We start from the raw sequence: 24,281 nt of genomic DNA on the forward strand, positions 1-24,281 counted from the left end.
CGTCTCATCCCCCCTTGGGCCGCGAATAGATCGCCACCGCATGGCCCAGCGCATCGCTCTCGCCGATGCGACGAAAGCCCAGCTTCGCCGCCACCCGCTCCGATGCGACATGGCCGGGGTCGATGATGCAGCGCACTTCCTTCGCATCGAGGTTCGCGTCGGCCCAGCCGAGCGCCGCGGTCATCGCCTCGGTCGCATAGCCCGCCCCCCAATGATCGGCGTCGAACGCCCAGCCCGCCTCAGGACAATCCTCAAGTTCTGCGATGCCACGGCAGAAGTAACTGAGCCCACCCATGCCGACCAGCGCGTCGCTCGCCTTGTCGGCGAACACCCAATAGCCGAAGCCCATCACCGGCCACAGCCCCGCCGAGCTCAGAAACTTGCCCCAGCTCACGTCGGGCGCGCGCGGCTCGCCGCCAATGAAGCGGGTCACCCGTGCGTCGGCCCACATCGCGATATGGACGTCCTTGTCGGCGAAGCGCGTCGGGCGGAGGCGGAGGCGGTCGGTCTCGATGAGCGGCGGCGATGTGATCATCGCGCCGACATGCCGGGCACGCCGACGCGGGTCAATCGGCGGCGTCAATCGGGAACGAGGAAATGGTCGAACAGATCGTGCAGCACCGCGGTGCCGTCGACCTGCCGCTTCGCGCGCAGTACCGCGAGCGTATCGACCCGCGCGAGCATGTCGGCGTGCTTCAGCACGACCTGATAATCCGGCCGGTCGGTGAAGCCGTGGAACAGCAGCAGGGAATCGGGCTTGCCATGGATGATCGCCTGCAACAGGCAGGCGACGCGAAAGCGCCCGTCGATCAGCACCGCGTCGGGGCTGGCCGAAAGCTGGCGCCACACACTGACATGGTAGCGCGGCCAATCCCGCATCCGGCCGCGCTCGGCGGGATAGCCCCGATCGCCGATCGCCCCGATATCGGCATGGAAAGGCGTAAAATCGACCGCCGCGCGGGCGAGGTTCGCGCCGACCTCGGCCAGCCAGCCGGCATCGCCGTCGACGCAGACGATCTTCTGCGCTTGCCGCGCCGCGACGAGCGTGCTGTTGCCGCAGCCGAACTGGAGCAGCGAGGCGCGGCCCGCAAGCTGCAGCTCAAGTTGCACGGCCTCCGCCGCCGTCATCGGTTGCATGACACCCCCTTCCCCACCAGCCAAGGGATATGGGAGAGCGGCGGGCGCGTCCAGTTCCGGGCTGCACTCTCCCTTCCCCTTCCCCTCTTTTCGTCATTCCCGCGCAGGCGGGAATGACGAAGGAATTTGACGCGACCGATGCGCCCCGCAAAGGCAGGCCCGGAGGGGACAGAAAAGCCGCTCTGGGATCCCCGCCTTCGCGGGGATTCAACTAGGCCGCCGCCAATTCGGGCGTCGACGAATGCGCGGCCATCAGCGCGTCGGCATAATCGCCTTCATATTTCCTGATCAGCGCTCGGTCGTCATGGTTCCACGGGTGGAAGCCCGGCATGAAATAGGAAAGCCACGGCAGGAAGCTGCGGCGGAGGATGCCGGGCGAACCGAGCAAATACCACCAGATGCGCGCCGTCACGCGCCAGCCGGTGAGCCCGTCCTGCTTCAGCAGCGCCTTCATCCCCTTGACGCGGCGCGGCCAGAAGCGGCTGGTGACAAGCAGCATCATCAGCGACTTCGCTTTCCACCGCTTCCAGCGGCTCCAGTCCTTCGTCGCGTGGAGCCAGGTGTCGTAGGCGACGCCCTTATGCTCGATCTCCTCGATCGCGTGCCATTTCCACAGGGCGCCCCATTCGGGCTCGGCACCCGCATACATTTTCGGGTCCTTCAGCATCACCGCCGCCATCATCGCGGTATAATGCTCGAGCGCGATCGTCGCCATCAGGTTAACGATCGGCGGGCGCGTCTTGATGAGGTCGAGGACGTGGCTGACGTCGGCGTCGAGCTCGCTGAGGTCGTAGCCCGCTTCGGCCGCCTTCCGGTTGAAGACGACATGCTCGCGGCTGTGGATCACCTCCTGCTGGGTGAAGGCGCGGATCTCGCGCGCGAGCTTGTCGGGAACGCCGTCGCGGTGCGCTTTCACCGCCTCGATGAACATCGCCTCGCCGCGCGGGAAGGTGACCGACAGCGCGGTATGAAAGGCCGAGGCGATCGGATCGCCGTTCAGCCACCAGCGCCCCTGCCGGTCGTCGCGGCCGAAGCGCATGTCGCGCGGAGTAATCGACAGATCGTCAGGGGTCGGAGAGCGGGAAAGGCTGGACATATGGTCTTCACCGTCGAAAAGAGGTTGCGGGACGTGGGGACGTCCCATGGGGCATGGTTTTAAAGGTTACTTACAGTGGTGTCAATATCAAGAAAGCGGCTGAGCCCGGAGGAGAGCCGGTCGGCCGCGCTGGAAGCGGCCCGCGAAATCCTGATCGAAAGCGGTCCGCAGGCGGTGACGCTGAAAGCCGTCGCGGCGCGCGTCGACCGCACCCATGCGAACCTGCTCCACCATTTCGGCAGCGCCGCGGGGCTGCAACAGGCGCTGATCGAGAAGATGGCGGCCTTCATCACCACGACGATCCGCGAGGCGGTGTTCCGCCAGCGCGCGAGCGAACAGAACCCGCGCGAGGTTGTCGACCTTGCCTTCGACGCGTTCGACACCGGCGGCGCGGGGGCGCTCGCGAGCTGGATGATCCTGTCGGGCAATGAAAATGCGCTCGACCCGATATTGAAGGCGATCCACGACCTGGTCGAGGAACTGCGCGAGGATCATAGCGAGGAGGAAGCGCCGATCGAGGACGAGACGATGCAGCTCGTGCTGATGGCGCTCGGCGACGCGCTGTTCGGCGGTCCACTGTCGCGCGCCCTCGGCGTCCCGCGCAGCCGCGCGCGCGAGATCGCGCTCGAATCGATGCTGTCGCACGGGATCGGGCGGCGGGGGTGATACTCTAATTCCGTTCGCATCGAGCGAAGTCGAGATGCCATAAGCTTGGCGCTATCCCGATGGGTGTCTCGACTTCGCTCGACACGAACGGGAATATTCCTGCGGGAATGAGGTGCATTTTGCACTCTTTCCCCCTAAAGGCGCCCGATGCATTTCCTCGACCAGGCCAAGATTTTCATCAAATCGGGCGACGGCGGCCCCGGCGCCGTGTCGTTCCGGCGCGAGAAATATATCGAATATGGCGGCCCCGACGGCGGCAACGGCGGCAAGGGCGGCGACGTCGTATTCGAGGCGGTCGCGGGCCTCAACACGCTGATCGATTTCCGCTATACCCAGCATTTCAAGGCGAAGCGCGGCACCCCCGGCGCCGGGCGCGACCGCACCGGCGCGGGCGGCCCCGACCTCGTCATCCAGGTGCCGGTCGGCACCCAGATCCTGGCCGACGACGACGAGCGCAGCCTGCTCGCCGATTTGACCAAAGAGGGCGAGCGCCTCCATTTCCTGCGCGGCGGCGACGGCGGGCGCGGCAATGCGAGCTACAAGACCTCGACCAACCGCGCACCGCGCCAGCACGGCCCCGGCTGGCCGGGCGAGGAAATGTGGGTGTGGCTGCGGCTGAAACTGCTCGCCGACGCGGGGCTCGTCGGCCTGCCCAACGCCGGCAAGTCGACCTTCATCAACGCGGTGACCAACGCGCAGGCGAAGGTCGGCGCCTATGCCTTCACGACGCTGCGCCCGCAGCTCGGCGTCGTCAGTCACAAAGGGCAGGAGTTCGTCATTGCCGACATCCCCGGCCTGATCGAGGGCGCCGCCGAGGGCGCCGGGGTTGGCGACCGCTTCCTGGGACATATCGAGCGCTGCCGCGTGCTGCTGCATCTGGTCGACGCAAACGACGCGGATGTCGCGACCAGCTATCGCATCGTCCGCGACGAGCTGGAGGCCTATGGTGCCGACCTGATCGACAAGCCGGTGATCGTCGCGCTCAACAAGGTCGACACGCTCGACGACGAACTGATCGCCGCTCTTTCGGCCGAACTTGCGGAAGCAAGCGGCCATCCGGTGATGGCACTGTCGGGCGCCAGCGGCGCGGGCATCGGCGCAGTGCTCGACAAATTGCTGGAGGCCATCGGCCATCCCGAACCCGGCGAGGATGAGAGCGAAGACGCTGGCGGCGACTGGTCGCCGATCTGAGTTCGGGAACGGTCGAAAGCCGAAGTTCCATATCTCATAATGTCGTCATTCCCGCGAAAGCGGGAACCCGGAGCGCGCGTCGGCTGACCCAGCACTGGGTTCCCGCTTTCGCGGGAATGACGAAGGTGAAGGGGAAGACAACTTCCCACCCCTGAATCGCCATTGCGTCTGACAGGACATTCGCATTGGCGTGAGGCCGTCTCCGCGCTATCGGCAGCGCCATGACCCTGTTCCCTCCCGCCTCCTGCCCGCGCCTGATCGTCAAGATCGGATCGGCGCTGCTCGTCGACCCGGACGGCGCGGTGCGGCGCGCGTGGCTGGCGGGGATTGCCGCCGACATCGCCGAGCGGACGAAGGCGGGCCAGCAGATCGCGGTCGTTTCGTCGGGCGCGATCGCGCTCGGCGCGCGGCGGCTCGGGCTCGCCAAGGGCGGGCGCGCCAGTCTGGAGGATGCGCAGGCGGCGGCGGCGACCGGACAGATCGCGCTGAGCCAGGTCTGGGCCGAGGTGCTCGGCGCCGAGGGGCTGACCGCGGCGCAGATGCTCGTGACGCTCGACGACCTCGAACATCGCCGCCGTTATCTCAACGCCGCGGCGACGCTCGACCGGCTGCTCGGGCTCGGCGTGGTACCGATCATCAACGAGAATGACAGCGTCGCGACCGAGGAAATCCGCTTCGGCGACAACGACCGGCTCGCCTCGAGGGTCGCGCAGGCGGCGAGCGCGGGCGGCGTGATTCTGCTGTCCGACATCGACGGGCTCTATGACCGCAACCCCGCCCTCCCCGGCGCCAATCACGTCGCGCGCGTCGAGCGGATCGACGGCGCGATCGAAGCGATGGCCGACACCGGATCGGCATCGGGCATGGGATCGGGCGGCATGGTGTCGAAGATCGCGGCGGCGCGCATCGCCAATGCGGCGGGCGCGCACCTCGCCATCGCGTCGGGGCGGATCGAACGGCCGCTTTCGACCGACGCGCGCCACACGATCTTCGTCGCCGAAAAGGGTGCGAGCGCGCGCAAGGCCTGGCTCGCGGGCGGGCTTACCGCCAAGGGCCGCCTGACGATCGACGCCGGGGCGGTGAAGGCGCTGCGCGGCGGCGCAAGCTTGCTCGCCGCGGGGGTTACCGCCGCGACCGGCGCTTTCGTGCGCGGCGATATCCTCGACATCGCCGGGCCCGACGGACGCATCGTCGCGCGCGGGCTGTCCGAATATCCGGTCGCCGACGCGACCGCGATCCTCGGCCTCGGCCGCGACGCGCAGGAGGCGACGCTCGGTTATGCCCCGCGCGCCGCGATGGTGCACCGCGACCATATGGTGCTGCTGTGACGGCGCCGGTGCTGGCGATGACCGGAGCGACCGGTTTCGTCGGCAAGGCGGCGCTGCGGCAGGCGGTCGCCGCGGGCTGGCACGTCCGCGCCCTCACCCGCCGCCCGCAGGAAGCGCGGGACGGCGTCACCTGGATCGCGGGCGCGCTCGACCGACCCGAAGCGCTCGCCGACATGGCGGCGGGCAGCGATGCCGTGATGCATATCGCCGGCGTCGTGAACGTGCCGACGCGTGCCGATTTCGAAACGGGGAATGCGACCGCGACCGCGAATGTCGTCGCGGCGGCGCGCGGTGCGGGGGTGCGGCGCTTCGTCCATGTTTCGTCGCTCGCAGCGCGCGAGCCCGGCCTCTCCAACTATGGCTGGTCGAAGGAACGCGCTGAAAAGGTCGTCGAAGACAGCGGGCTCGACTGGACGATCGTGCGCCCGCCTGCGGTGTTCGGCCCCGGCGACACCGAGATGCTCGACCTGTTCCGCATGGCGCGGCGCGGCATCGCACTTGTCCCGCCGGGGCGGATGTCGGCAATTTATGTCGAGGAGCTGGCGCGCCTGCTCGTCGCGCTCGTCGCCGACCGCGCGATGAGTGTCGGGCAGGTTTATGAACCCGACGACGGCCGGGCAGGCGGCTGGACCCACGGCGACTTCGCGCGCGCGGTCGGCGAGGCCGTGGGGCGGACGCACGTTCGGGCGCTGCCGGTTCCGGGCACGCTGCTCAAGACCGCCGGACGGCTCGACCCGCTGGTGCGCCGCAAGGCCGCGAAGCTGACGCTCGACCGCGCGCGCTATATCGCGCATCCCGACTGGGTGGCGGCCGAGGGTGCGCGACCGCCTGCGATGCTGTGGAAACCGGCGCTCGATACCAAGGATGCGCTGGCGGAAACGGTGCGCTGGTATCGCAGCGAGGGGTGGTTATAGAGTTCGTCATTGCGAGAAGCGAAGCGACGAAGCAATCTCCAGCTATCGTCGAGGCTGGAGATTGCTTCGCTTCGCTCGCAATGACGACCTTGACGTGAAGTCGTTCGCCCCCTCCCCGTCTCCCGCCCGTCGAAGCGTGCATTGCCAAGGGCGAGGCGTATCCCTAGGTTTGCGGACATGACCGACACCACCGCCACGCCTCCCACCGACCCCGCCGGCCCCTGGGCCATCCCCGTTCGCCGGCCGCTTCCGGGCGACGGCAAGCCTGGCACCAGCTTTCCGCGCAAGGTCTGGCACCTGCTCGTGGCGATCAAGGACGGGCTGGCGCTGATCTTCCTGCTGCTGTTCTTCGTGGCGCTCTTCGCGCTGCTCGCGGGGCGCCCCAATGCGTCGCTGCCGGTCAGCGAGGGCGCGCTCGTCGTCGATTTCGACGGCGTCGTCACCGAACAGCCCTCCGACGTCGATCCGCTGGCGGCGCTGTCGGGCGGCGCGCAGCTCAAGGAATTGCGCACCCGCGACATCGTCCACGCGCTCGAAACCGCGGCCACCGACAAGCGCGTCACGTCGGTGGTGCTCGACCTCGACCGCTTCCTCGGCGGCGGGCAGGTGTCGCTCGCCGAGATCGGCACGGCGGTCGACAAGGTGCGCGCGGCGAAGAAGCCGGTGCTCGCCTTCGCCACCGCCTATACCACCGACAGCTATCAGGTCGCGGCCCATGCGAGCGAAATCTGGTCGGATGCGATCGGCGGCGTGGCGATCGCCGGACCGGGCGGATCGCGCCTGTATTACAAGGGGTTGATGGACAAGCTCGGCATCACCGCGCACATCTATCGCGTCGGCACCTTCAAGAGCGCGGTCGAACCCTATCTGCGCAGCGACCAGTCGCCCGAGGCGAAGGAGGCCGACCGCGCCTATGCCGGCGTCCTGTGGGAAAACTGGCTGACCGACGTCAGGAAAGCGCGGCCGAAGGCCAGGATCGACGCCTTCATCGCCGACACCGCGGGCGCGGTGAAGGCGGCGGGCAACGATCTGTCGAAGGCAGGAGTCGAGGCCGGGCTGATCGACAAGGTCGGCAGCCGCATGGCATTCAGCGAACGCGTCGCCGAGATCAGCGGCGTCTATGACGACAGCCGCCCGTGGGAATATAACGCGATCCCGCTCGAGAATTGGGTCGCGGCCAATCCGCCGGAAGAGAAAGGCGTGGCGATCGCCGTCGTCCCCGTCGTCGGCGAGATCGTCGACGGCGAGACGGGCGGCGGCTCGGCGGGCGGCGACACGATCGCCGAGCATATTCTCGACGCCGTCGCCGACAGCGGCACCAGGGCGATCGTGCTGCGCGTCGATTCGCCCGGCGGGTCGGTGCTCGCGTCGGAACAGATCCGCCAGGCGCTGCTCCAGGCCAAGGCGAAGAAGCTGCCCGTCATCGTCTCGATGGCGAATGTCGCGGCATCGGGCGGCTATTGGGTGTCGACCCCCGCCGACCGCATCTTCGCCGAACCCGAGACGATCACCGGCTCGATCGGCGTGTTCGGCATCATCCCCAGCTTCGATCAGGCGCTAGCCAAGATCGGGGTCAATGCCGACGGCATCGCGACGACGCCGTTGTCGGGCCAGCCCGACGTGTTCGGCGGCGTCAACGACGAGTTCAACGCGCTGGCGCAAGCGAGCGTCGAGGATATCTACGCGCGCTTCACCGGACTCGTCGCCAAGAGCCGCAAGCAGCCGATCGAGAAGATTCGCGAGATCGCCGAAGGCCGCGTCTGGGCCGGCGGCACCGCGCGCCAGATCGGCCTTGTCGACCAGTTCGGCGGCCTGCCCGATGCGCTCGCCGCGGCGGCGAAGATGGCGAAGATCGACGGTGCCTATCACGCCAAATATTATGAGGAAGAGCCGAGCGAATTTTCCAAGATGCTCGCCAGCCTGACCGGCGCAGAACAGGATCAGCAGGCGATGGCGCCCCGCGGTTGGTTCGGCATCGCGGCGATGAACCGCCAACTCACCGAGCGGCGGCTGGCGCAGGATCTGACATTGCTCACCCAGTCGGGGTCGGTGCAGGCAAGCTGCCTCGACTGCCGCGCCTTCCTGCCCGCGGTGCCGCGCGCGCCGGAAGCGAAAGGGTGGCTGGCGGCGCTGGCATTGCTGCTGAAGTAGTCTCTCCCCTCCCGCAGGCGGGAGGGGTTAGGGATGGGCAGCGACGTTGCAATGACCCACCCCGCTGCGACTAGCGAGCAAGCTCGCAAGTCTCGCTGCCCCTCCCGCTTGCGGGAGGGGAGGAATCAAGCCGCGACCGCCACGCCCCGCGCATGGTCGGCAATCGCCCCCGTCAGCGTATCGACGAGCGCGAGCGGCAGGTCGTGGCCCATGCCGGGGATCGTCAGCAGCCGTGCGCCCGCGATATGCGCGGCGGTGTCGCGCCCGCCCTCGATCGGCACGAGCGGATCGGCCTCGCCATGGATCACCAACGTCGGCGCCGTGACCGCCTTCAGCATCGCGCGGCGGTCGCCGTCGGCGACGATCGCCGCCATCTGGCGCGCGACGCCCTGCGGATACCAGCCGCGCTCGTAATCGCCGCGAACACGGCGCTGGAGCCGCTCTTCCTCGGCGGGATAGCCGGGACTGCCGATCACGCGCGCAGCGTTCACCGAATAGGCGATCATCGCTTCGGCATCGCCGCTCATCGGCCGGCCCGCAAGGACGCGCATCGCCTCCTTCTGCGCGCGCGGCAGGCGCGGATTGCCCGTGGTCGACATGATCGAGGTCAGCGACAGCACCCGCCCGGGATAGCGCGCCGCCATATGCTGAACGATCATCCCACCCATCGACGCGCCGACGATATGCGCGCGCTCGATGCCGAGATGGTCAAGCAGCGCCATGCCGTCGGCCGCCATGTCGGCGAGCGTATAGGCGCTGCGCACCGGCAGCCGCAGCGCCGCCTTGACGAACATCCATTTGAGGTTGGGAACGCCCGCGGCGTCGAAGCGCGTCGACAGGCCGACGTCGCGATTGTCGTAGCGGATGACGCGAAAGCCGTGCGCGACGAGCGCGTCGACGAACTCGTCGGGCCAGAGGGTGAGTTGTCCCCCGAGCCCCATCACGAGCAGGATCGGCGGCGCATCCTTCGGCCCCTTGTCCTCATAGGTGATGTCGATGCCGTTCGCCGTCGCTTGTGCCGTGGTCATGCCGTCTCCCATATCTTTCCCTCCACCATGCAGCGAAGCGCGGTGGGGTCAAGCCGGGACGGAAAGTCAGGCGAGACGGCGGAGCAAGCGGCGCGCGCGCCCGACGCTATGGCGGCGCCTCAAAAGGCGCGCCACGGTCCATGCGATCAGCGGCAACAGGAAGATGATCAGCGACAGCCCGACGATCCAGCGGCCGGTCGCCGCCGGATCGCCGCACGCGGTCGCGCAATCGGGCGCCTCGACTCCGGCGCCGAACGAGATCAGCAATGTCATCAAGATGGAAATGGTCCCCACGGCGCGCCTCTCCGCGCGCCCGCATCCTTAGCGGATCGATGTTAAGCCGGCGTTGCGGCTCGCTTAGGCCGCTGTTTACCGCGATTCGCGGGGGCCCTTATAGGCCGGGAGCGCCAATGACCAGCGAATTGCCGCGCCGCGCAGCATGAAGCCGGCGCCCGCGCCCGCGATCGCCGCCACCGCCGTCCCGAGGCCAAGCCACAGCAGGACGAGATAGAGGCCCGATGCGAGCGCCGCCGCGGTGACATAGATTTCGGGCCGCATGATGATCGACGGCACCCCCGCCAATATGTCGCGGATCGTGCCGCCGACGCAGCCGGTGATCACCCCCATCATCAGCGCCGGCACCGGCGGCACGCCCCAGGCAAGCGCTTTCGCGGTGCCGAACACCGCATAGGCGGCGAGCCCCACCGCGTCGGCCCATTCGAGCAGATGGCCCTGCCACCAGCGTTCGGGCGTCGCCCAGACGGTGAGCGCGATCGCGATGCACACCGCAGCGATCGCGCCATCCTGCACCCAAAAGACCGGCGCGCCGATCAGCAGATCGCGCACGCTGCCGCCGCCGACGCCCGTCACCAACGCAAAGAAGCAGGCGGTGACCAAGGTCTGACGCAACCGCACCGCCATCAGCGCGCCCGACAGCGCGAACACGCCGATCCCCGCGAGATCGAGCAGACGGATGAGGGTCTGGGTGTCCATGATGCGAGGCGCTATCATTGCGGGCGGGGCGGCACAATGGGAAGGCGGGTGGCGCGCCGACGACCGCACAACCCCGTTCCCCCGCGAAGGCGGGGGTCCATCTCCGGTCGGCGCCATTCCGAACCGGCAGAAGATGGGCCCCCGCCTTCGCGGGGGAACAGGGCTGCTTTACGCCTCGCCGCGATCAAATATGGATCGGTTTACCCGTCACCGCCATCGCCGCTTCCTTGATCGCCTCACTGTGCGTCGGGTGGGCGTGGCAGGTGTAGGCGATGTCTTCGGACGTCGCGCCGAATTCCATCGCCTGCGCGGCCTGCGCGATCATCGTGCCCGCGACGCTGGCGATGATCCAGACGCCGAGCACGCGATCGGTCTTGGCATCGGCGATCACCTTCACAAAGCCGTCGGGCTCGTGGTTGGTCTTGGCGCGGCTGTTCGCGAGCATCGGGAATTTGCCGACCTTGACCTCACCGCGCTCCTTCGCGGCTTCCTCGGTCAGGCCGACGCCGGCGATCTCGGGCCAGGTGTAGACGACCGATGGGATGACATCGTGGTTCACGATGCCGGTCTGCCCCGCGATATTCTCGGCGCAGGCGATGCCTTCGTCCTCGGCCTTGTGCGCGAGCATCGGGCCGGGGATGACGTCGCCGATCGCCCAGATGCCGGGAACGTTCGTGCGGAAATCATGGTCGGTCTCGATCTGGCCGCGCTTGTTGACCGCGAGCCCCGCCTTGTCGAGTGCGAGCCCATCGGTGTTGGGCTTGCGGCCGATCGACACCAGCACGACGTCGGCTTCGAGCGTCTCGGCCGCGCCGCCCGCCGCGGGTTCGAGCGTCAGCACCGCCTTCTTGTTCTTCACCTCGGCCCCCGTGACCTTGGTCTTGAGCTTGAACTCGATGCCCTGCTTCTTGAAGATCCTGTTCGCTTCCTTGCGGACATCGCCGTCCATGCCGGGCAGGATCTGGTCGAGAAACTCGACGCAGGTGACCTTCGCGCCAAGGCGGCGCCACACGCTGCCGAGTTCGAGCCCGATCACGCCGCCACCGATCACGACCATATGGCCCGGCACCTTGGCGAGTTCGAGCGCACCGGTCGAATCGACGATCACGCCCTTGGCATTGTCGACCTCGACACCCGGAAGCGGGGTCACCGACGAGCCGGTGGCGATGATGATATTCTTCGCGCGCACGCTCTTGCCCGCCACGTCGACGGTGTCGGCCGACGTGAACTTGGCATAGCCCTTCAACCAGTCGATCTTGTTCTTCTTGAACAGGAACTCGATACCGCCGGTCAGGCCCTTGACCGCATCCTTGCGCTGGCCGTGCATCGTGCCGAGGTCGAGTTCGGGCTTCACCTTGATGCCCATCGCCGCCATCGCGCCGCCGGCCGCGGCCTCATAATATTCCGACGCATGGAGCATCGCCTTCGACGGGATGCAGCCGACGTTGAGGCAGGTGCCGCCGAGCGTCTCGCGCCCTTCGGCGCAGGCGGTCTTCAGGCCCAGCTGCGCCGCGCGGATAGCCGCGACATAACCGCCGGGGCCGGCACCGATGACAAGAACGTCGTAGTCGTAATCAGCCATGATTCACTCCATTCGTCATCCCAGCGAAAGCTGGGATCGCTGGCGTCGATAGCGGCGCCAGGGGGATAGCGGCCCCAGCTTTCGCTAGGGCGACGGAACCTACAGATCGATCAGCAGCCGCGTCGGATCCTCGATCGCTTCCTTGATCGTCTTGAGGAAGGTCACCGCCTCGCGGCCGTCGACCAGCCGGTGATCATAGCTGAGCGCGAGATACATCATCGGACGGATCACGATCTCGCCATTGCGGACGACCGGGCGGTCCTCGATGCGATGGAGGCCGAGCACCGCCGACTGCGGCGGGTTGATGATCGGGGTCGACATCAGGCCGCCGAACACGCCGCCGTTCGAGATGGTGAAGGTGCCGCCGGTCATGTCGTCCATCGTCAGCGTGCCGTCCTTGGCACGCTTGCCGAGGTCGGCGATCGCTTTCTCGATGTCGGCGAAGGACAGGCTGTCCGCGTTGCGGACGATCGGCACGACGAGCCCGTTCGGCGCGCTGACCGCGACCGAGACGTCGAGATAGTCGTGGTAGACGATCTCGTCGCCGTCGATCCGCGCGTTGACCGCCGGAATATCGTGCGCCGCGAGCGCGACCGCCTTGGTGAAGAAGCTCATGAAGCCCAGGCGGACGCCATGCTTCTTCTCGAAGCTCTCGCGATATCTGTCGCGCGTCGCGATCACCGCCGACATGTCGCAGTCGTTGAAGGTGGTGAGCATCGCCGCGGTATCCTGCGCCGACTTCAGCCGCTTGGCGATCGTCTGGCGCATCCGCGTCATCTTGACGCGCTCTTCGCGGCGGCCCGGCGTTCCGCTCGCGGCGGGGGCTGGGGCGGGCGCCGCGGGTGCCGGCGAAGCTTCGGGCGCGGCGTTGGCGGCGGCGAGCACATCTTCCTTGGTCAGGCGGCCGTCCTTGCCGCTGCCCTTGATCTTCGTCGGGTCGACGCCATGCTCGAGCACGAGACGGCGCACCGCGGGCGACAGCGTTGGGACGCCGTCGCCGCTTTCCTCGGCCGGCGCCGGGGCAGTCGCCGCGGCGGGCGGCGGGGCGGCGGCTTCCTTGGCGGCGGGCGCGGGTGCCGCACCCTTGGCATTCCCTGCCTCGATCGTCGCGATCACCGCGCCGACATTGACCGTTTCGCCGACCGCGACGACCTGCTGGCCCATCACCCCGGCAACCGGCGACGGCACTTCGACCGCTACCTTGTCGGTTTCGAGGCTGGCGATCGGCTCGTCGACCGCGACGGGATCGCCCGGCTGCTTCAGCCATTCGCCGATCGTCGCTTCGGTGACGCTTTCGCCCAGCGTGGGAACTTTGACTTCGGTGCTCATCGCTTTTTCTCTTTCCGTGCCCCTGCGAAGGCAGGGGCCCATCATCAAACGGTGGGAGATGGGCCCCTGCCTTCGCAGGGGCACACCCTTATAATCCTAAGCCTTATTCTTCGTCCGGCGGATTTCGGCGCGGACCGACAGGCCGAGCGCATCGGCGACGAGCGCCGCCTGCTCGGTCTGGTGGCGGCTCATCAGCCCGGTCGCGGGCGAGGCGGCGGCGGCACGGCCGGCATAGCGCGCGCGCATCCCCTTGTGCCCCGCCTCCTTGAGCGATTCCTCGATCAGCGGCTCGACGAAGAACCAGGCGCCGTTGTTGCGCGGTTCCTCCTGCGCCCAGACGACCTCTTCGAGATTCTTCATCCGCTTCAGGCGGACGGCGAGCGCCTCGCCGGGGAAGGGATAGATCTGCTCGATGCGGACCACGGTCGTGTCGGTCAGTCCCGCCGCGTCGCGCGCTTCCATCAGATCATAGCCGACCTTGCCCGAACAGAGCACGACGCGCTTGACCTTCGCGTCCTCGGGCGGGGTGCGGTCCGACATGATGCGGCGGAAATGCGCGTCGCCGATGAAATCGCTGCGCTGTGATACCGCCAGTTTGTGGCGGAGCAGCGACTTGGGCGTCATGATGATCAGCGGCTTGCGGAACGAGCGCAGCATCTGGCGGCGCAGGACGTGGAAATAGTTCGACGGGGTCGAAATATTGCACACCTGGATATTGTCGCCCGCGCAAAGCTGCAGGAAGCGTTCGAGGCGTGCCGAGCTATGCTCGGGGCCCTGTCCTTCATAGCCGTGCGGGAGGAGCAGCACGAGGCCGTTGGCGCGCAGCCACTTCGCTTCGCCCGCGGCGATGAACTGGTCGATCATGATCTGCGCGCCGTTGGCGAAGTCGCCGAACTGCGCTTCCCACAGCACGAGGCTCTTCGGATCGGCCATGGCATAGCCATATTCGAAGCCGAGCACGCCATATTCGGACAGCGGGCTGTCGAGCACCTCGAAGCGGCCGTGCGGGACGGTCGTCAGCGGAACATATTTATGCTCGTCCTTCTGGTCGACCCAGACGGCATGACGCTGGCTGAAGGTGCCGCGCCCCGAATCCTGGCCCGACAGGCGCACCTGATAGCCTTCGCTGAGCAGCGTCCCGAACGCGAGTTGTTCGGCAGTCGCCCAGTCGAATACTTCGCTATCGCTCTTGTCGGCAAACATCGCGGCGCGCGCGTCGATGACGCGGCGCAGCGTCTTGTGAACCTCCAGGTCGGCGGGGATCGTCGTCAGCGTGCGGCCGATCGCGTCGAACAGCTTTTCCGAAACGCCGGTCGCAATGTTGCGGCGCGCTCCTTCCGGATCGGTCGGCGCATAAAGGCCCGACCAGCGGCCGGCGAACCAGTCGGCCTTGTTCGGCTTGTAGCTTTTCGCACCCTCGAACTCCTCTTCGAGATGCGCGACAAACTCGGCGCGGTGCTTGTCGGCCCAGCCGGCGTCGATCACGCCCTCACCCTCCAGCTTCGTGGCGCAAAGCTGCGACACCGGCGGATGCTGGCGGATGCGCGCGTACATCAGCGGCTGGGTGAACGAGGGCTCGTCGCCTTCGTTGTGGCCGAAGCGGCGATAGCACCACATGTCGATCACGACGTCACGCTTGAAGCGCTGGCGGAAATCGATCGCCAGCTTGCAGGCAAAGGTCACCGCCTCGGGATCGTCGCCGTTGACGTGCAGGATCGGCGCCATCACGCCCTTGGCAACGTCCGACGGATAGGGCGACGAGCGCGCGAATTGCGGGCTGGTCGTAAAGCCGATCTGGTTGTTGACGATGAAGTGAATGCAGCCGCCGGTATTATAGCCGCGGATACCCGAGAAGCCGAGGCATTCCCAGACGATTCCCTGCCCCGCAAAGGCCGCGTCGCCGTGGATCAGCACGGGCAGCACCTGCTCATGCTTGCCGAGGTCATCGCGCACGACCTGCTGCGCGCGCGTCTTGCCGAGCACGACCGGATCGACCGCCTCGAGGTGCGAGGGGTTGGGGACGAGCGACATATGGACCGAGATGCCGTCGAATTCGCGGTCGGTCGAGGTGCCGAGGTGATATTTGACGTCGCCCGAACCGCCGACATCGTCGGGGTTGGCGCTGCCGCCCGAAAATTCGTGGAAGATCACCTTGTACGGCTTCGCCATGACGTTCGCGAGCATGTTGAGGCGCCCGCGATGCGCCATGCCGTAGATGATTTCCTTCACCCCGTACTGGCCGCCATATTTGATGATCGATTCCATCGCCGGGATCATCGATTCGCCGCCGTCGAGACCGAAGCGCTTGGTGCCGACATATTTGCGCGCGAGGAATTTTTCCCATTCCTCGGCCTCGATCACCTTGTTCAGGATGGCGCGTTTGCCCTCGACCGAAAATTCGATGATCTTGTCGGCGCCTTCCATCCGCTCCTGCAGGAACTGGCGCTCGACGATGTCGGCGATGTGCATATATTCGAGGCCGACCGCGCCGCAATAATTGGCCTGAAGGATCGCCACGATCTCCCGCACCGTCGCCTTTTCGAGGCCGAGCGTGCCGCCGAGCCAGACCAGCCGGTCGAGCGCCGCGCCGGTAAAGCCATGATATTCGGGGGTGAGGTCGCCGGGGAGTTCGCGCGTGCTGAGGCCGAGCGGGTCGAGCTTCGCGGCAAGGTGGCCGCGGACGCGATAGGTACGGATCAGCATCATCGCGCGGATCGAATCGTCGGCCGCGCGCTCAACTTCGGCATTCGACAGCGGCGCGCCGGCCTTGGCCGCGGCCGCCTTCACCGCGACCTGCATCTGCTGCGGGTCGAGCGCGGCGGTCAGGTCGTCGCTGTCGATCGGCGGCCAGTTCTTCGGCGCCCAGCTCGGGCCGGCCTGCGGTTCGTCGATGTCGAAGCTTTGTCGTTCGAGGTTCATCTGCTTTTCCACGGGGAGGAAGGAATGGGTATTCTTCATATAGGAACGAAAGCCCGCCGGCGAAGGATGCCGGCGGGCCGTTCGATCAGACGCGTTCCTTGAGCACCTCGGCGAGCGTGGTGCCCAGCTCCGACGGGCTTGCCGACACGGCGATGCCCGCTGCCTCCATCGCCGCGATCTTGCTTTCGGCGTCGCCCTTGCCGCCCGACACGATCGCGCCGGCGTGGCCCATGCGGCGGCCCGGAGGCGCGGTGCGGCCCGCGATGAAGCCGGCCATCGGCTTTTTGCGGCCGCGCTTCGCTTCGTCGATCAGGAACTGCGCCGCCTGTTCCTCGGCGTCGCCGCCGATCTCGCCGATCATGATGATCGACTTGGTCGCTTCGTCCGCGAGGAAGAGTTCGAGAACGTCGATGAAGTTGGTGCCGTTGACGGGGTCGCCGCCGATGCCGACCGCGGTCGTCTGGCCAAGGCCAACGTTCGAGGTCTGGAACACCGCCTCATAGGTCAGCGTGCCCGAGCGCGAGACGACGCCGACGCTGCCCTTCTTGAAGATCGAACCCGGCATGATGCCGATCTTGCATTCGTCGGGGGTCAGCACGCCGGGGCAGTTCGGGCCGATCAGGCGCGACTTCGAGCCCGAGAGCGCGCGCTTCACCTTGACCATGTCGAGCACCGGAATGCCTTCGGTGATGCAGACGATCAGTTCCATCTCGGCATCGATCGCCTCGAGGATCGAGTCGGCGGCGAACGGCGGCGGAACATAGATGCAGCTCGCGGTCGCGCCGGTCGCGGCCTTGGCTTCCTCGACCGTGTTGAAGTTCGGCAGGCCGATATGCGTCGTGCCGCCCTTGCCCGGCGTCACGCCGCCGACCATCTTGGTGCCGTAGGCGAGCGCCTGCTCGGTGTGGAAGGTGCCGGTGGCACCGGTCATCCCCTGGGTGATGACTTTCGTATTCTTGTCGATCAGGATGGACATATTTCAATAAACTCCATGACGGCCCACGAATTGGTTGGGCACTCTCAATCTTCGATCAGAACTATATGAACGGGATAGTCGAAGCCGCATGACGGCGCACGCGGCATCCGACTCAAGGCTTTTCCTCCACTTTTAGCGATCGGGCCTGCGGCTTCGCCGTCAATTGCTTGGCAGTCGAAGCATCGAACGTCACGATTTCCGCCATTCCCATCGAAGCCACGTCTTCAATTCTGATTTCAAAGCCGTCCGAATAGAAGGGCATGCTCGCCGCGACGAAAGCTCCAGGCGGTGGCGATACCGAACCGCCATTGGCGTGCGCAGAAACACCACGAAACGCGGTCGACGCATTCCAGCGGTGCGAAAAAACGCCGCACCGCCGAACCACACCGCCCACAGGCTGCGCATATTCGGCGAAGACAAGATAGGATCGCTCGCCGGACGCCGGGGCATAGGCCTTCAGGTCCGAAGAATAGTCGTATCGATCCTTCACTTGCCGAGGCATTTCCTGGGGATCAACGGCCTTCCAATCGGAAGGCAGACTCACCTGCCCCTCCGTACAGGCCTGCCAGAAAAAATCGGCAAGACCTGACGGTTGATCGAGCTGCGTCGCCGCCAAAAAGAGAAAGGCCGCCGACAACATCACGCCAGCGAGGAATCCAGCGCCTTGCACGCGTCGAGCAGTTCCTTGACCGCATCGACCGAGACCTGCAGGCCCGCCTTGTCGGCGCCATCGAGTTCGATCTCGACGATCTTCTCGACGCCGCCCGCGCCGATCTGCACCGGCACGCCGACGTACAGGCCGTCGACGCCATATTCGCCATCGACATAGGCGGCGCAGGGCAGGATGCGCTTCTGGTCGCCGAGATAGGCTTCGGCCATCGCGATGCCACTCGCGGCCGGGGCGTAGAAGGCCGATCCGGTACCGAGGAGCGCGACGATTTCGCCGCCGCCGCCGCGGGTGCGCTTGACGATCGCGTCGATCTTTTCCTGCGTCGACAGGCCCATCTTGACGAGGTCGGGAACGGGGATGCCGTTGATCGTCGAATAGCGGACGACGGGAACCATCGTGTCGCCGTGGCCGCCGAGCACGAAGGTGTTCACGTCCTTCACCGACACCGCGAACTCGTCGGCGATGAAGTGGCTGAAGCGCGCCGAATCGAGCACACCGGCCATGCCGACGACCTTGTTGTGCGGGAGGCCCGAGAACTCACGGAGAGCCCAGACCATCGCGTCGAGCGGGTTGGTGATGCAGATGACGAAGGCGTCGGGGGCGTTCGCCTTGATGCCTTCACCCACGGCCTTCATCACCTTGAGGTTGATGCCGAGCAGGTCGTCGCGGCTCATCCCCGGCTTGCGGGCGACACCGGCGGTGACGATGATGACGTCGGCGCCGGCGATGTCCTTATAGTCGTTGGTGCCGGTGATCTTCGCGTCGAAACCCGCGATCGGGCCGACCTGCGACAGATCGAGCGCCTTGCCCTGCGGCACGCCTTCGACGACGTCGAACAGGACGACGTCGCCGAGTTCCTTCTGCGCGGCGAGCAGCGCCAGCGTTCCGCCGATATTTCCGGCTCCGATCAATGCGATCTTCTTGCGTCCCATGGCGCGCGGCACTCCCTTCCTGGCAAGCCCGGCAAAGGTTCACGAACCGGCGGGGGCACGGGCTCTACACCCCGGTCCGGTTCCAAGACTGGCGACGCCCCTACGCCGATTCCCCTAAGGAAACAACCGCCAAAAGGACGAAATTCCTCCTTTTTTTGCAAATGGTTCGCAATAACAATAAAGCGGGAGCGGGGGGCTCCGCCCCTCTATATGCAAGTCTATTGTGACGCGAAGATCATGCGTCGGCATCGTCCTGGCCGTGGCCGAGCGCCAGATAATCGTCGGACTGCATTTCAGAGAGGCGGCTCGCGGTGCGCTCGAACTCGAAGGCGCCGTCGCCCGCCACATAAAGCGCGTCGGGCTCGGCGGCCGCGCTCGCGAGCAGCTTGACCTTATATTCGTAGAGCGCGTCGATCAGCGTCACGAAGCGCGCCGCCTCGTTGCGATTCTCAGGCCCCATGCGCGGGATGCCGACGAGGATAACGGCGTGGAAATGACGCGCGACCGCCAGATAGTCCGCCGCCCCGCGCGCTTCGCCGCACAGGCGCTTGAACGAAAAGACCGCAACGCCCTTGAGCGCCTTGGGAACATGCAGGAGGCGCCCGCCGCCGACGTCGAGATCGAGCGTCGGGACATGCGCGCGGTCCTCGGGCGGATAATCGGTGAGGCGGAAGAAGGCGGCCGACAGCGCTGCGCTCGCCGCATCGTCGGCGGGGACGAACCAGCGCTTGCCGTCGCCGAGCCGATGGCGGCGGTAATCGGTCGGGCCGTTGAGGCTCATCACATCGAGCTTCGCCTCGACGAGCGCGATGAAGGGCAGGAAATGCTCGCGGTTGAGCCCGTCCTTGTAGAGGTCGGACGGCGGCCGGTTCGAGGTCGCGACGACGGTGACGCCGCGGTCGATCAGCGCGGTGAACAGGCGCGAGAGGATCATCGCGTCGGCGCTGTTGTTGACGACCATCTCGTCGAAGGCGAGGCAGCGGATATTCTCGACCAGCGCCGCGGCGACCTGCGGGATCGGGTCGCCGCTCTCGGTCTTGCGCACCTCGCGCATCCGCGCGTGAACCTCCTGCATGAAGGCGTGGAAATGGACGCGCCGCTTCCGCTGAATGCGGAGCTGGTCGTAGAAAAGGTCCATCAGCATCGACTTGCCACGCCCGACCGCACCCCAGAGGTAGACGCCGCGCGGCGCCTCCGGCTTGCGGCCCGCGATGCGCCAGAGCAGGCTGCCGCGCGGCGGCGACGCCTCAAGTTCCTCCTGCAAACGGTTCAGCCGCTGGGCGGCGGCGCGCTGTTCGGGGTCGGGCCTGAGTTCGTCGGCCGCGACGAGCGCGTCATAAGCGGCGAGGACGTTATCCATAAATAGGGACAGTCCCTATTTTTCTCTCCAACTGGAGAAGCATGGACCGCTTGCCCGAAAAATAGGGACTGTCCCTATTTATGAGTCCGCCCATCGTCATTTCCGGCTCGCCTTGCGGATCGTCCCGGCGAAGGTCAGCACGATATGCTCGTCTCCCTCGCCCTGCACGACCAGTCCGCGCAGGAAGATCAAACGCCCGGTCTCGCGCACCAGCTCGACGATAGCGTCGAGCGGCTCGCCGACGCGCCCCGCGCCGACGAACTGGGTCGAGAGGTCGAGCGTCACCGAATGCCCGGCCTCGAGCGATCCGAACTGGTGCGACGCCGCGAACAGCGCGACGTCGACGAGCGCCAGGCTGACCGCGCCATGGACATTGTCGCCGAGATTGCTGTGCCGGCGTTCGGGGTGCATCCGCACCCGGGCGCAAGGGCGGCCGTCCCCGGTCGGGTTTTCGCTGCGCACCGACAGCGGCTCGATGAACGCGTTGAAGCGGTCCTTGTCCTTGAGATTCCAGCTTATCCAGCCGTCCGTCAGTTCCTCGGCGCTGAAATTCTCGCGCCGCTTCGGCTCCTCGATCCCGTCATTCATGCCGTGCAATATCCGTCCAGTTTCCCCGAGCGTACCAGCTCGCCATAATAATCGGCCATCGCCTTCGCGCGCGCCGTGTCGCCCGCGATCCACTTCGCGGCACCCGTCAGCCAGCCGGTCGAACAGCCCTCAAGCGCGCTCGTGCCCCGCGCGCAAGCGATAAAGTCGGAAAAGGCGCGATGCCAGATAGCGAAATCGGCGATCGGCATGATCGGACCGTGGCCCGGAACGACCTGCTCGGCACCCGAAGCCGCGACGCCGTCGAGCGCCTTCAGCCAGCCTTCGGGGCAGGCGGTATCGAGAAACGGAACCGGCACCGTCACGAGGTCGCCGACGATCGCGCGCTTTTCCGCCGCGTCATAGATCCAGAGGTCGCGTTCGGTCACGGCGTTGCGCGCGACCCGCAGCGACAGCGGCCGCCCTGCGATGGTCATATCGCGGGATTCATCGACGATGATATCGGGCCGCAGTTGGGCGCCGCGCCCGATCGTGGCGAGATCGCCCTCGACATCGGCGAGCGCGCTCGCAGGGACCGCGCCGTCGGCGAGCGCCTTGCGCGAGGATTCGGCGCTTTTGGCGAGGAAGCCGGTCAGCGCGCCGTCGATCGCCGATGTGCCATAGACCTTGATATCCGGAAACGCGGCCTTGAGCGCCGGATTGCCACTGACATGGTCGAGATGCCAGTGCGTGTTGACGATCGCGACAGGCGACATGCCGATCCCGCTCAGTCCCTGCCTGATCGCCGCCAGATGCTCGGAGTGCCGCCCCGTGTCGATCACGAAGGCGCCCTCGGGCCCGTAGAGGATCAGGCTGTTACCATCAGGCGAGCGGCCGGGCGGGAAAGCTCCGCCGATCAGGAAGGTCGCACCGCCGATGCCATGCGCGTAGGTGCGCGGCGGCGGAACGGTTTCGACAGCGGGTTTTGCGGCGCAGCCGGCCAGCCCCAGCGCGACCAGCGCTGGCAGCCAGCGCGGCATCAGACCTGACGCTCGGCCTCGAGCTTCTTGATCTCGGCAATCGCGCGCGCCGGGCTGAGGCCCTTGGGGCAGGCGTTGGCGCAGTTCATGATCGTGTGGCAGCGATAGAGGCGGAAGGGGTCTTCCAGTTCGTCGAGGCGTTCGCCGGTATATTCGTCGCGGCTGTCGGCGAGCCAGCGATAGGCCTGGAGCAGGATCGCCGGGCCGAGGAACTTGTCGCTGTTCCACCAATAGCTGGGGCAGCTCGTCGAGCAGCAGGCGCAGAGGATGCACTCGTAGAGGCCGTCGAGCTTTTCTCGCTCTTCGGGCGACTGGAGACGCTCCTTGCCGCTCGGCGTTGTCGTCTTGGTTTTCAGCCACGGCTCGATCGACGCATATTGGGCATAGAAATGCGTGAAGTCGGGGACGAGGTCCTTGATGACTTCCATATGCGGCAGCGGGGTGATCTGGATATCGCCCTTCAGATCCTCGATCGCGGTGGTGCAGGCGAGGCCGTTCTTGCCGTTCATGTTCATCGAGCAACTGCCGCAGATGCCCTCGCGGCACGAGCGGCGGAAGGTCAGCGTGCTGTCCTGCTCGCCCTTCATCTTGATCAGCGCGTCGAGCACCATCGGGCCGCATGTGTCGAGATCGATCTCGAACGTGTCGAAATGCGGGTTCTGGCCGCTGTCGGGGCTATAGCGATAGACCTTGAACGTCTTGACGTTCGTCGCCCCCTCGGCCTTGTGGACCGTGCCGCCCTTTTGGATACGGCTGTTCTTGGGCAGGCGGAATTCGGCCATGTCGCAGGTTCCCCTATATGCAATCGGGGCCCGACTAGACCCGATTGGCGGAGTCGGCAAGAGGGTGAGACGCGAAAGCCGCTGGCGGGGCGGCGCGCTTGCCGCTAGGGGCGCGAGCGATGAGCGAAGAGACCGCCCAACCCGCCGTCACCAGCCGCAGCGTCGCGAAGGGGCTCGGCACGACCGTGCTCGCGCGGCTCGGCGCGGTGGTCGAGATCGTCGCGCAGCCGCTTTACGTCCTGATGTTCGGGCTCGCGGGGTACGGCCTCTATGCGGTGCTGTGGGCGACGGTGAATCTGCTCGAGAACATCTTCGACATGGGGATGACGAGCGCGATGCAGCGCACCGTGCCGCAGTCGGCGAGCGACGCCGAGGCCGCCGGCGCGCTGCGCACCGCGATGCTGTTCGGGGTTGGACCCTGCCTGATCGTCGCCGCGCTGATCGCGATTTTCGCCGCCGAACTCGCGCCGTTCCTCAACGTCGCCGATCACGACCGGCCGCTCGTCGTGCCCGCGATCCGCCTGTTCGTCTGGGCGCTGCCGCTCTGGGCCTTCGTCGAGATTTCGACCTCGGCGATGCGCGCGCGGATGGTGTTCGGCGCCGAAATTCGCCTGCGGATCGTCTGGGAGCAGATCATGCGGCTGGTGTTCGCGGGGCTGTTCTTCGCGGGCGGGCTCGGGCTCAAGGGGCTGTTCATCGCGCATCTCTGCTCGCTCGGCATCACCGCCATCCTCTGCGTCCGCCTGCTCGCCCGCTATTATAATTTCGCCGATCTGCTGCGCGGCGGGCGCGGCGGCGCGGTCGAGCGCAATACCTTCTGGGCCGGATTGTCGATCCTGCCGTCGAACATCATCGCGCGGCTGTTCGGCGACGCGCCGGCGCTGATCCTCAACCTGCTGCTGCCCGGCGCGGCGGGCGCGGCGGCGGCGGGACTGTTCACGATCGCGCGCAAGCTGTCGAGCGTCGTCCAGCTCGTCCGCATCGCCTTCGTCTATGTGATGGCGCCGCTCGCGGCGAGCGCCGAGCGCGAGGACCGCGCGCAGGTCGCCGACATCTACGCCTATGCGACGCGGCTGATCTCCGCCATCGCCCTCCCCCTTGCGGCGGTGCTCGCAGCGGGGAGTTCGTCGCTGCTCGGGCTGTTCGGCCATCAGGCGCATGTCGCGCAGGGCGCGGTGATCATCCTGCTCTTCGCGCGCGCGCTCGAGGCGGTGCTTGGCATCTCGCAGCCGGTGCTTCAGGTCGTCGCGGCCTTCCGTCACCAGCTCACCGCCGCGATCCTGGGCGTCGTCGTCGCGCTCGCGTCGGGCTGGCTGATCCTCGGCCATCTCGACGCGCTGACCGGAGTCACGCTGGCGATGTCGATCGGGCTGGTCGTGATGGCGGGCATTCCGATGGTGCAACTGGCGATGGGCGAGCGGCTGCATCCCTTCGACCAGCGCTTCCCGAAGGTCGCGCTTCGCGGCCTGCTGGTCACGCTCGCGGCGGGAGCGCTCGCACTGCTCGTCAGCCGCCTGCCCGACGCGGCGGCGCTGCCGCTGATCACCGTCATCGCGGCGGGCGCGATCTGGTCGTCGCTGCGCTTCGCGCTGCCCCACGCCGACCGGGCATCGCTCGGCAAGACAGCGCGGAAGCTGCGGCTGGTTTAGCCTCCTCCTTTCG

Annotated in this window: 22 protein-coding genes; 6 read left to right on the top strand and 16 right to left on the bottom strand. The window is 66.8% G+C overall.

All coding sequences use genetic code 11. From position 1 onward, the window contains the following. Nucleotides 1-4: 4 nt before the first annotated feature. From ACVENA_RS15635 to ACVENA_RS15645, 3 genes are all read right to left on the bottom strand, one after another. Nucleotides 5-535, bottom strand: a complete 531-nt coding sequence (locus ACVENA_RS15635) for a GNAT family N-acetyltransferase (protein ID WP_449326100.1) — start codon at nucleotides 533-535, stop codon at nucleotides 5-7. 44 nt (nucleotides 536-579) lie between these two features. Continuing rightward, on the bottom strand, nucleotides 580-1,137 hold the full coding sequence (locus tag ACVENA_RS15640; RefSeq protein WP_449326101.1) for a hypothetical protein: 558 nt from the start codon (nucleotides 1,135-1,137) through the stop codon (nucleotides 580-582). A gap of 211 nt (nucleotides 1,138-1,348) precedes the next feature. Continuing rightward, nucleotides 1,349-2,233 (bottom strand): metal-dependent hydrolase, encoded by an 885-nt coding sequence (locus ACVENA_RS15645; RefSeq protein WP_449326102.1) that lies wholly within the window; start codon nucleotides 2,231-2,233, stop codon nucleotides 1,349-1,351. Nucleotides 2,234-2,311: 78 nt separating this feature from the next. On the opposite strand from ACVENA_RS15645, the gene ACVENA_RS15650 reads away from it, so the two are divergent. The 5 genes from ACVENA_RS15650 (at nucleotide 2,312) to sppA (ending at nucleotide 8,483) form a co-directional block, all read left to right on the top strand. Beyond that, nucleotides 2,312-2,899: a TetR/AcrR family transcriptional regulator gene (locus ACVENA_RS15650; RefSeq protein ID WP_257544741.1), complete on the top strand. Its 588-nt coding sequence runs from the start codon at nucleotides 2,312-2,314 to the stop codon at nucleotides 2,897-2,899. Nucleotides 2,900-3,046: 147 nt separating this feature from the next. Continuing rightward, complete coding sequence (obgE, locus tag ACVENA_RS15655) at nucleotides 3,047-4,090, top strand: GTPase ObgE (protein WP_449326103.1); 1,044 nt, start codon at nucleotides 3,047-3,049, stop codon at nucleotides 4,088-4,090. 221 nt (nucleotides 4,091-4,311) lie between these two features. Beyond that, entirely contained in the window at nucleotides 4,312-5,418 is a 1,107-nt protein-coding gene (gene proB / locus ACVENA_RS15660) for a glutamate 5-kinase (RefSeq protein ID WP_449326104.1), read from the top strand. A 17-nt stretch (nucleotides 5,419-5,435) separates the two neighbouring features. Then, a complete protein-coding gene (locus ACVENA_RS15665; protein WP_449328954.1) occupies nucleotides 5,436-6,332 on the top strand; it encodes an NAD-dependent epimerase/dehydratase family protein in 897 nt (298 codons plus the stop codon). Between the two features lie 177 nt (nucleotides 6,333-6,509). Further along, nucleotides 6,510-8,483: a signal peptide peptidase SppA gene (gene sppA / locus ACVENA_RS15670; protein ID WP_449326105.1), complete on the top strand. Its 1,974-nt coding sequence runs from the start codon at nucleotides 6,510-6,512 to the stop codon at nucleotides 8,481-8,483. 125 nt (nucleotides 8,484-8,608) lie between these two features. On the opposite strand, the gene ACVENA_RS15675 is transcribed toward sppA, so the two are convergent. The 13 genes from ACVENA_RS15675 to ACVENA_RS15735 all read right to left on the bottom strand — a co-directional run bounded on the left by ACVENA_RS15675 (nucleotide 8,609) and on the right by ACVENA_RS15735 (nucleotide 22,619). After that, on the bottom strand, nucleotides 8,609-9,511 hold the full coding sequence (locus tag ACVENA_RS15675; protein WP_449326106.1) for an alpha/beta fold hydrolase: 903 nt from the start codon (nucleotides 9,509-9,511) through the stop codon (nucleotides 8,609-8,611). 66 nt (nucleotides 9,512-9,577) lie between these two features. After that, on the bottom strand, nucleotides 9,578-9,784 hold the full coding sequence (locus ACVENA_RS15680) for a hypothetical protein (RefSeq protein WP_449326107.1): 207 nt from the start codon (nucleotides 9,782-9,784) through the stop codon (nucleotides 9,578-9,580). A 96-nt stretch (nucleotides 9,785-9,880) separates the two neighbouring features. After that, entirely contained in the window at nucleotides 9,881-10,504 is a 624-nt protein-coding gene (locus ACVENA_RS15685; RefSeq protein WP_257544753.1) for a trimeric intracellular cation channel family protein, read from the bottom strand. 184 nt (nucleotides 10,505-10,688) lie between these two features. Continuing rightward, nucleotides 10,689-12,086 (bottom strand): dihydrolipoyl dehydrogenase, encoded by a 1,398-nt coding sequence (gene lpdA, locus ACVENA_RS15690; RefSeq protein WP_449326108.1) that lies wholly within the window; start codon nucleotides 12,084-12,086, stop codon nucleotides 10,689-10,691. 99 nt (nucleotides 12,087-12,185) lie between these two features. Beyond that, nucleotides 12,186-13,415: a 2-oxoglutarate dehydrogenase complex dihydrolipoyllysine-residue succinyltransferase gene (gene odhB, locus ACVENA_RS15695; RefSeq protein ID WP_449326109.1), complete on the bottom strand. Its 1,230-nt coding sequence runs from the start codon at nucleotides 13,413-13,415 to the stop codon at nucleotides 12,186-12,188. 96 nt (nucleotides 13,416-13,511) lie between these two features. Further along, nucleotides 13,512-16,334: a 2-oxoglutarate dehydrogenase E1 component gene (locus ACVENA_RS15700; RefSeq protein WP_449328955.1), complete on the bottom strand. Its 2,823-nt coding sequence runs from the start codon at nucleotides 16,332-16,334 to the stop codon at nucleotides 13,512-13,514. Nucleotides 16,335-16,419: 85 nt separating this feature from the next. Further along, entirely contained in the window at nucleotides 16,420-17,310 is an 891-nt protein-coding gene (sucD, locus tag ACVENA_RS15705; protein WP_257544760.1) for a succinate--CoA ligase subunit alpha, read from the bottom strand. 112 nt (nucleotides 17,311-17,422) lie between these two features. Further along, nucleotides 17,423-17,950, bottom strand: a complete 528-nt coding sequence (locus tag ACVENA_RS15710) for a hypothetical protein (protein WP_449326110.1) — start codon at nucleotides 17,948-17,950, stop codon at nucleotides 17,423-17,425. Continuing rightward, entirely contained in the window at nucleotides 17,950-18,912 is a 963-nt protein-coding gene (gene mdh, locus ACVENA_RS15715) for a malate dehydrogenase (RefSeq protein WP_449326111.1), read from the bottom strand. The genes ACVENA_RS15710 and mdh overlap by 1 nt, the downstream gene beginning before the upstream one ends. A 235-nt stretch (nucleotides 18,913-19,147) precedes the next feature. Next, nucleotides 19,148-20,272, bottom strand: a complete 1,125-nt coding sequence (gene zapE, locus ACVENA_RS15720) for a cell division protein ZapE (protein ID WP_449326112.1) — start codon at nucleotides 20,270-20,272, stop codon at nucleotides 19,148-19,150. A gap of 96 nt (nucleotides 20,273-20,368) precedes the next feature. After that, nucleotides 20,369-20,860, bottom strand: a complete 492-nt coding sequence (locus ACVENA_RS15725; RefSeq protein ID WP_449326113.1) for a PaaI family thioesterase — start codon at nucleotides 20,858-20,860, stop codon at nucleotides 20,369-20,371. After that, complete coding sequence (locus ACVENA_RS15730) at nucleotides 20,857-21,837, bottom strand: MBL fold metallo-hydrolase (RefSeq protein ID WP_449326114.1); 981 nt, start codon at nucleotides 21,835-21,837, stop codon at nucleotides 20,857-20,859. The genes ACVENA_RS15725 and ACVENA_RS15730 overlap by 4 nt, the downstream gene beginning before the upstream one ends. Continuing rightward, complete coding sequence (locus ACVENA_RS15735) at nucleotides 21,837-22,619, bottom strand: succinate dehydrogenase iron-sulfur subunit (RefSeq protein WP_257544772.1); 783 nt, start codon at nucleotides 22,617-22,619, stop codon at nucleotides 21,837-21,839. The genes ACVENA_RS15730 and ACVENA_RS15735 overlap by 1 nt, the downstream gene beginning before the upstream one ends. A 119-nt stretch (nucleotides 22,620-22,738) precedes the next feature. Between ACVENA_RS15735 and ACVENA_RS15740 the strand changes: the two genes are divergently transcribed. After that, a complete protein-coding gene (locus ACVENA_RS15740; protein ID WP_449326115.1) occupies nucleotides 22,739-24,268 on the top strand; it encodes a lipopolysaccharide biosynthesis protein in 1,530 nt (509 codons plus the stop codon). The last annotated feature ends 13 nt before the right edge of the window (nucleotides 24,269-24,281 follow it).

The sequence above is a fragment of the Sphingopyxis sp. 550A genome (genome assembly GCF_053569535.1).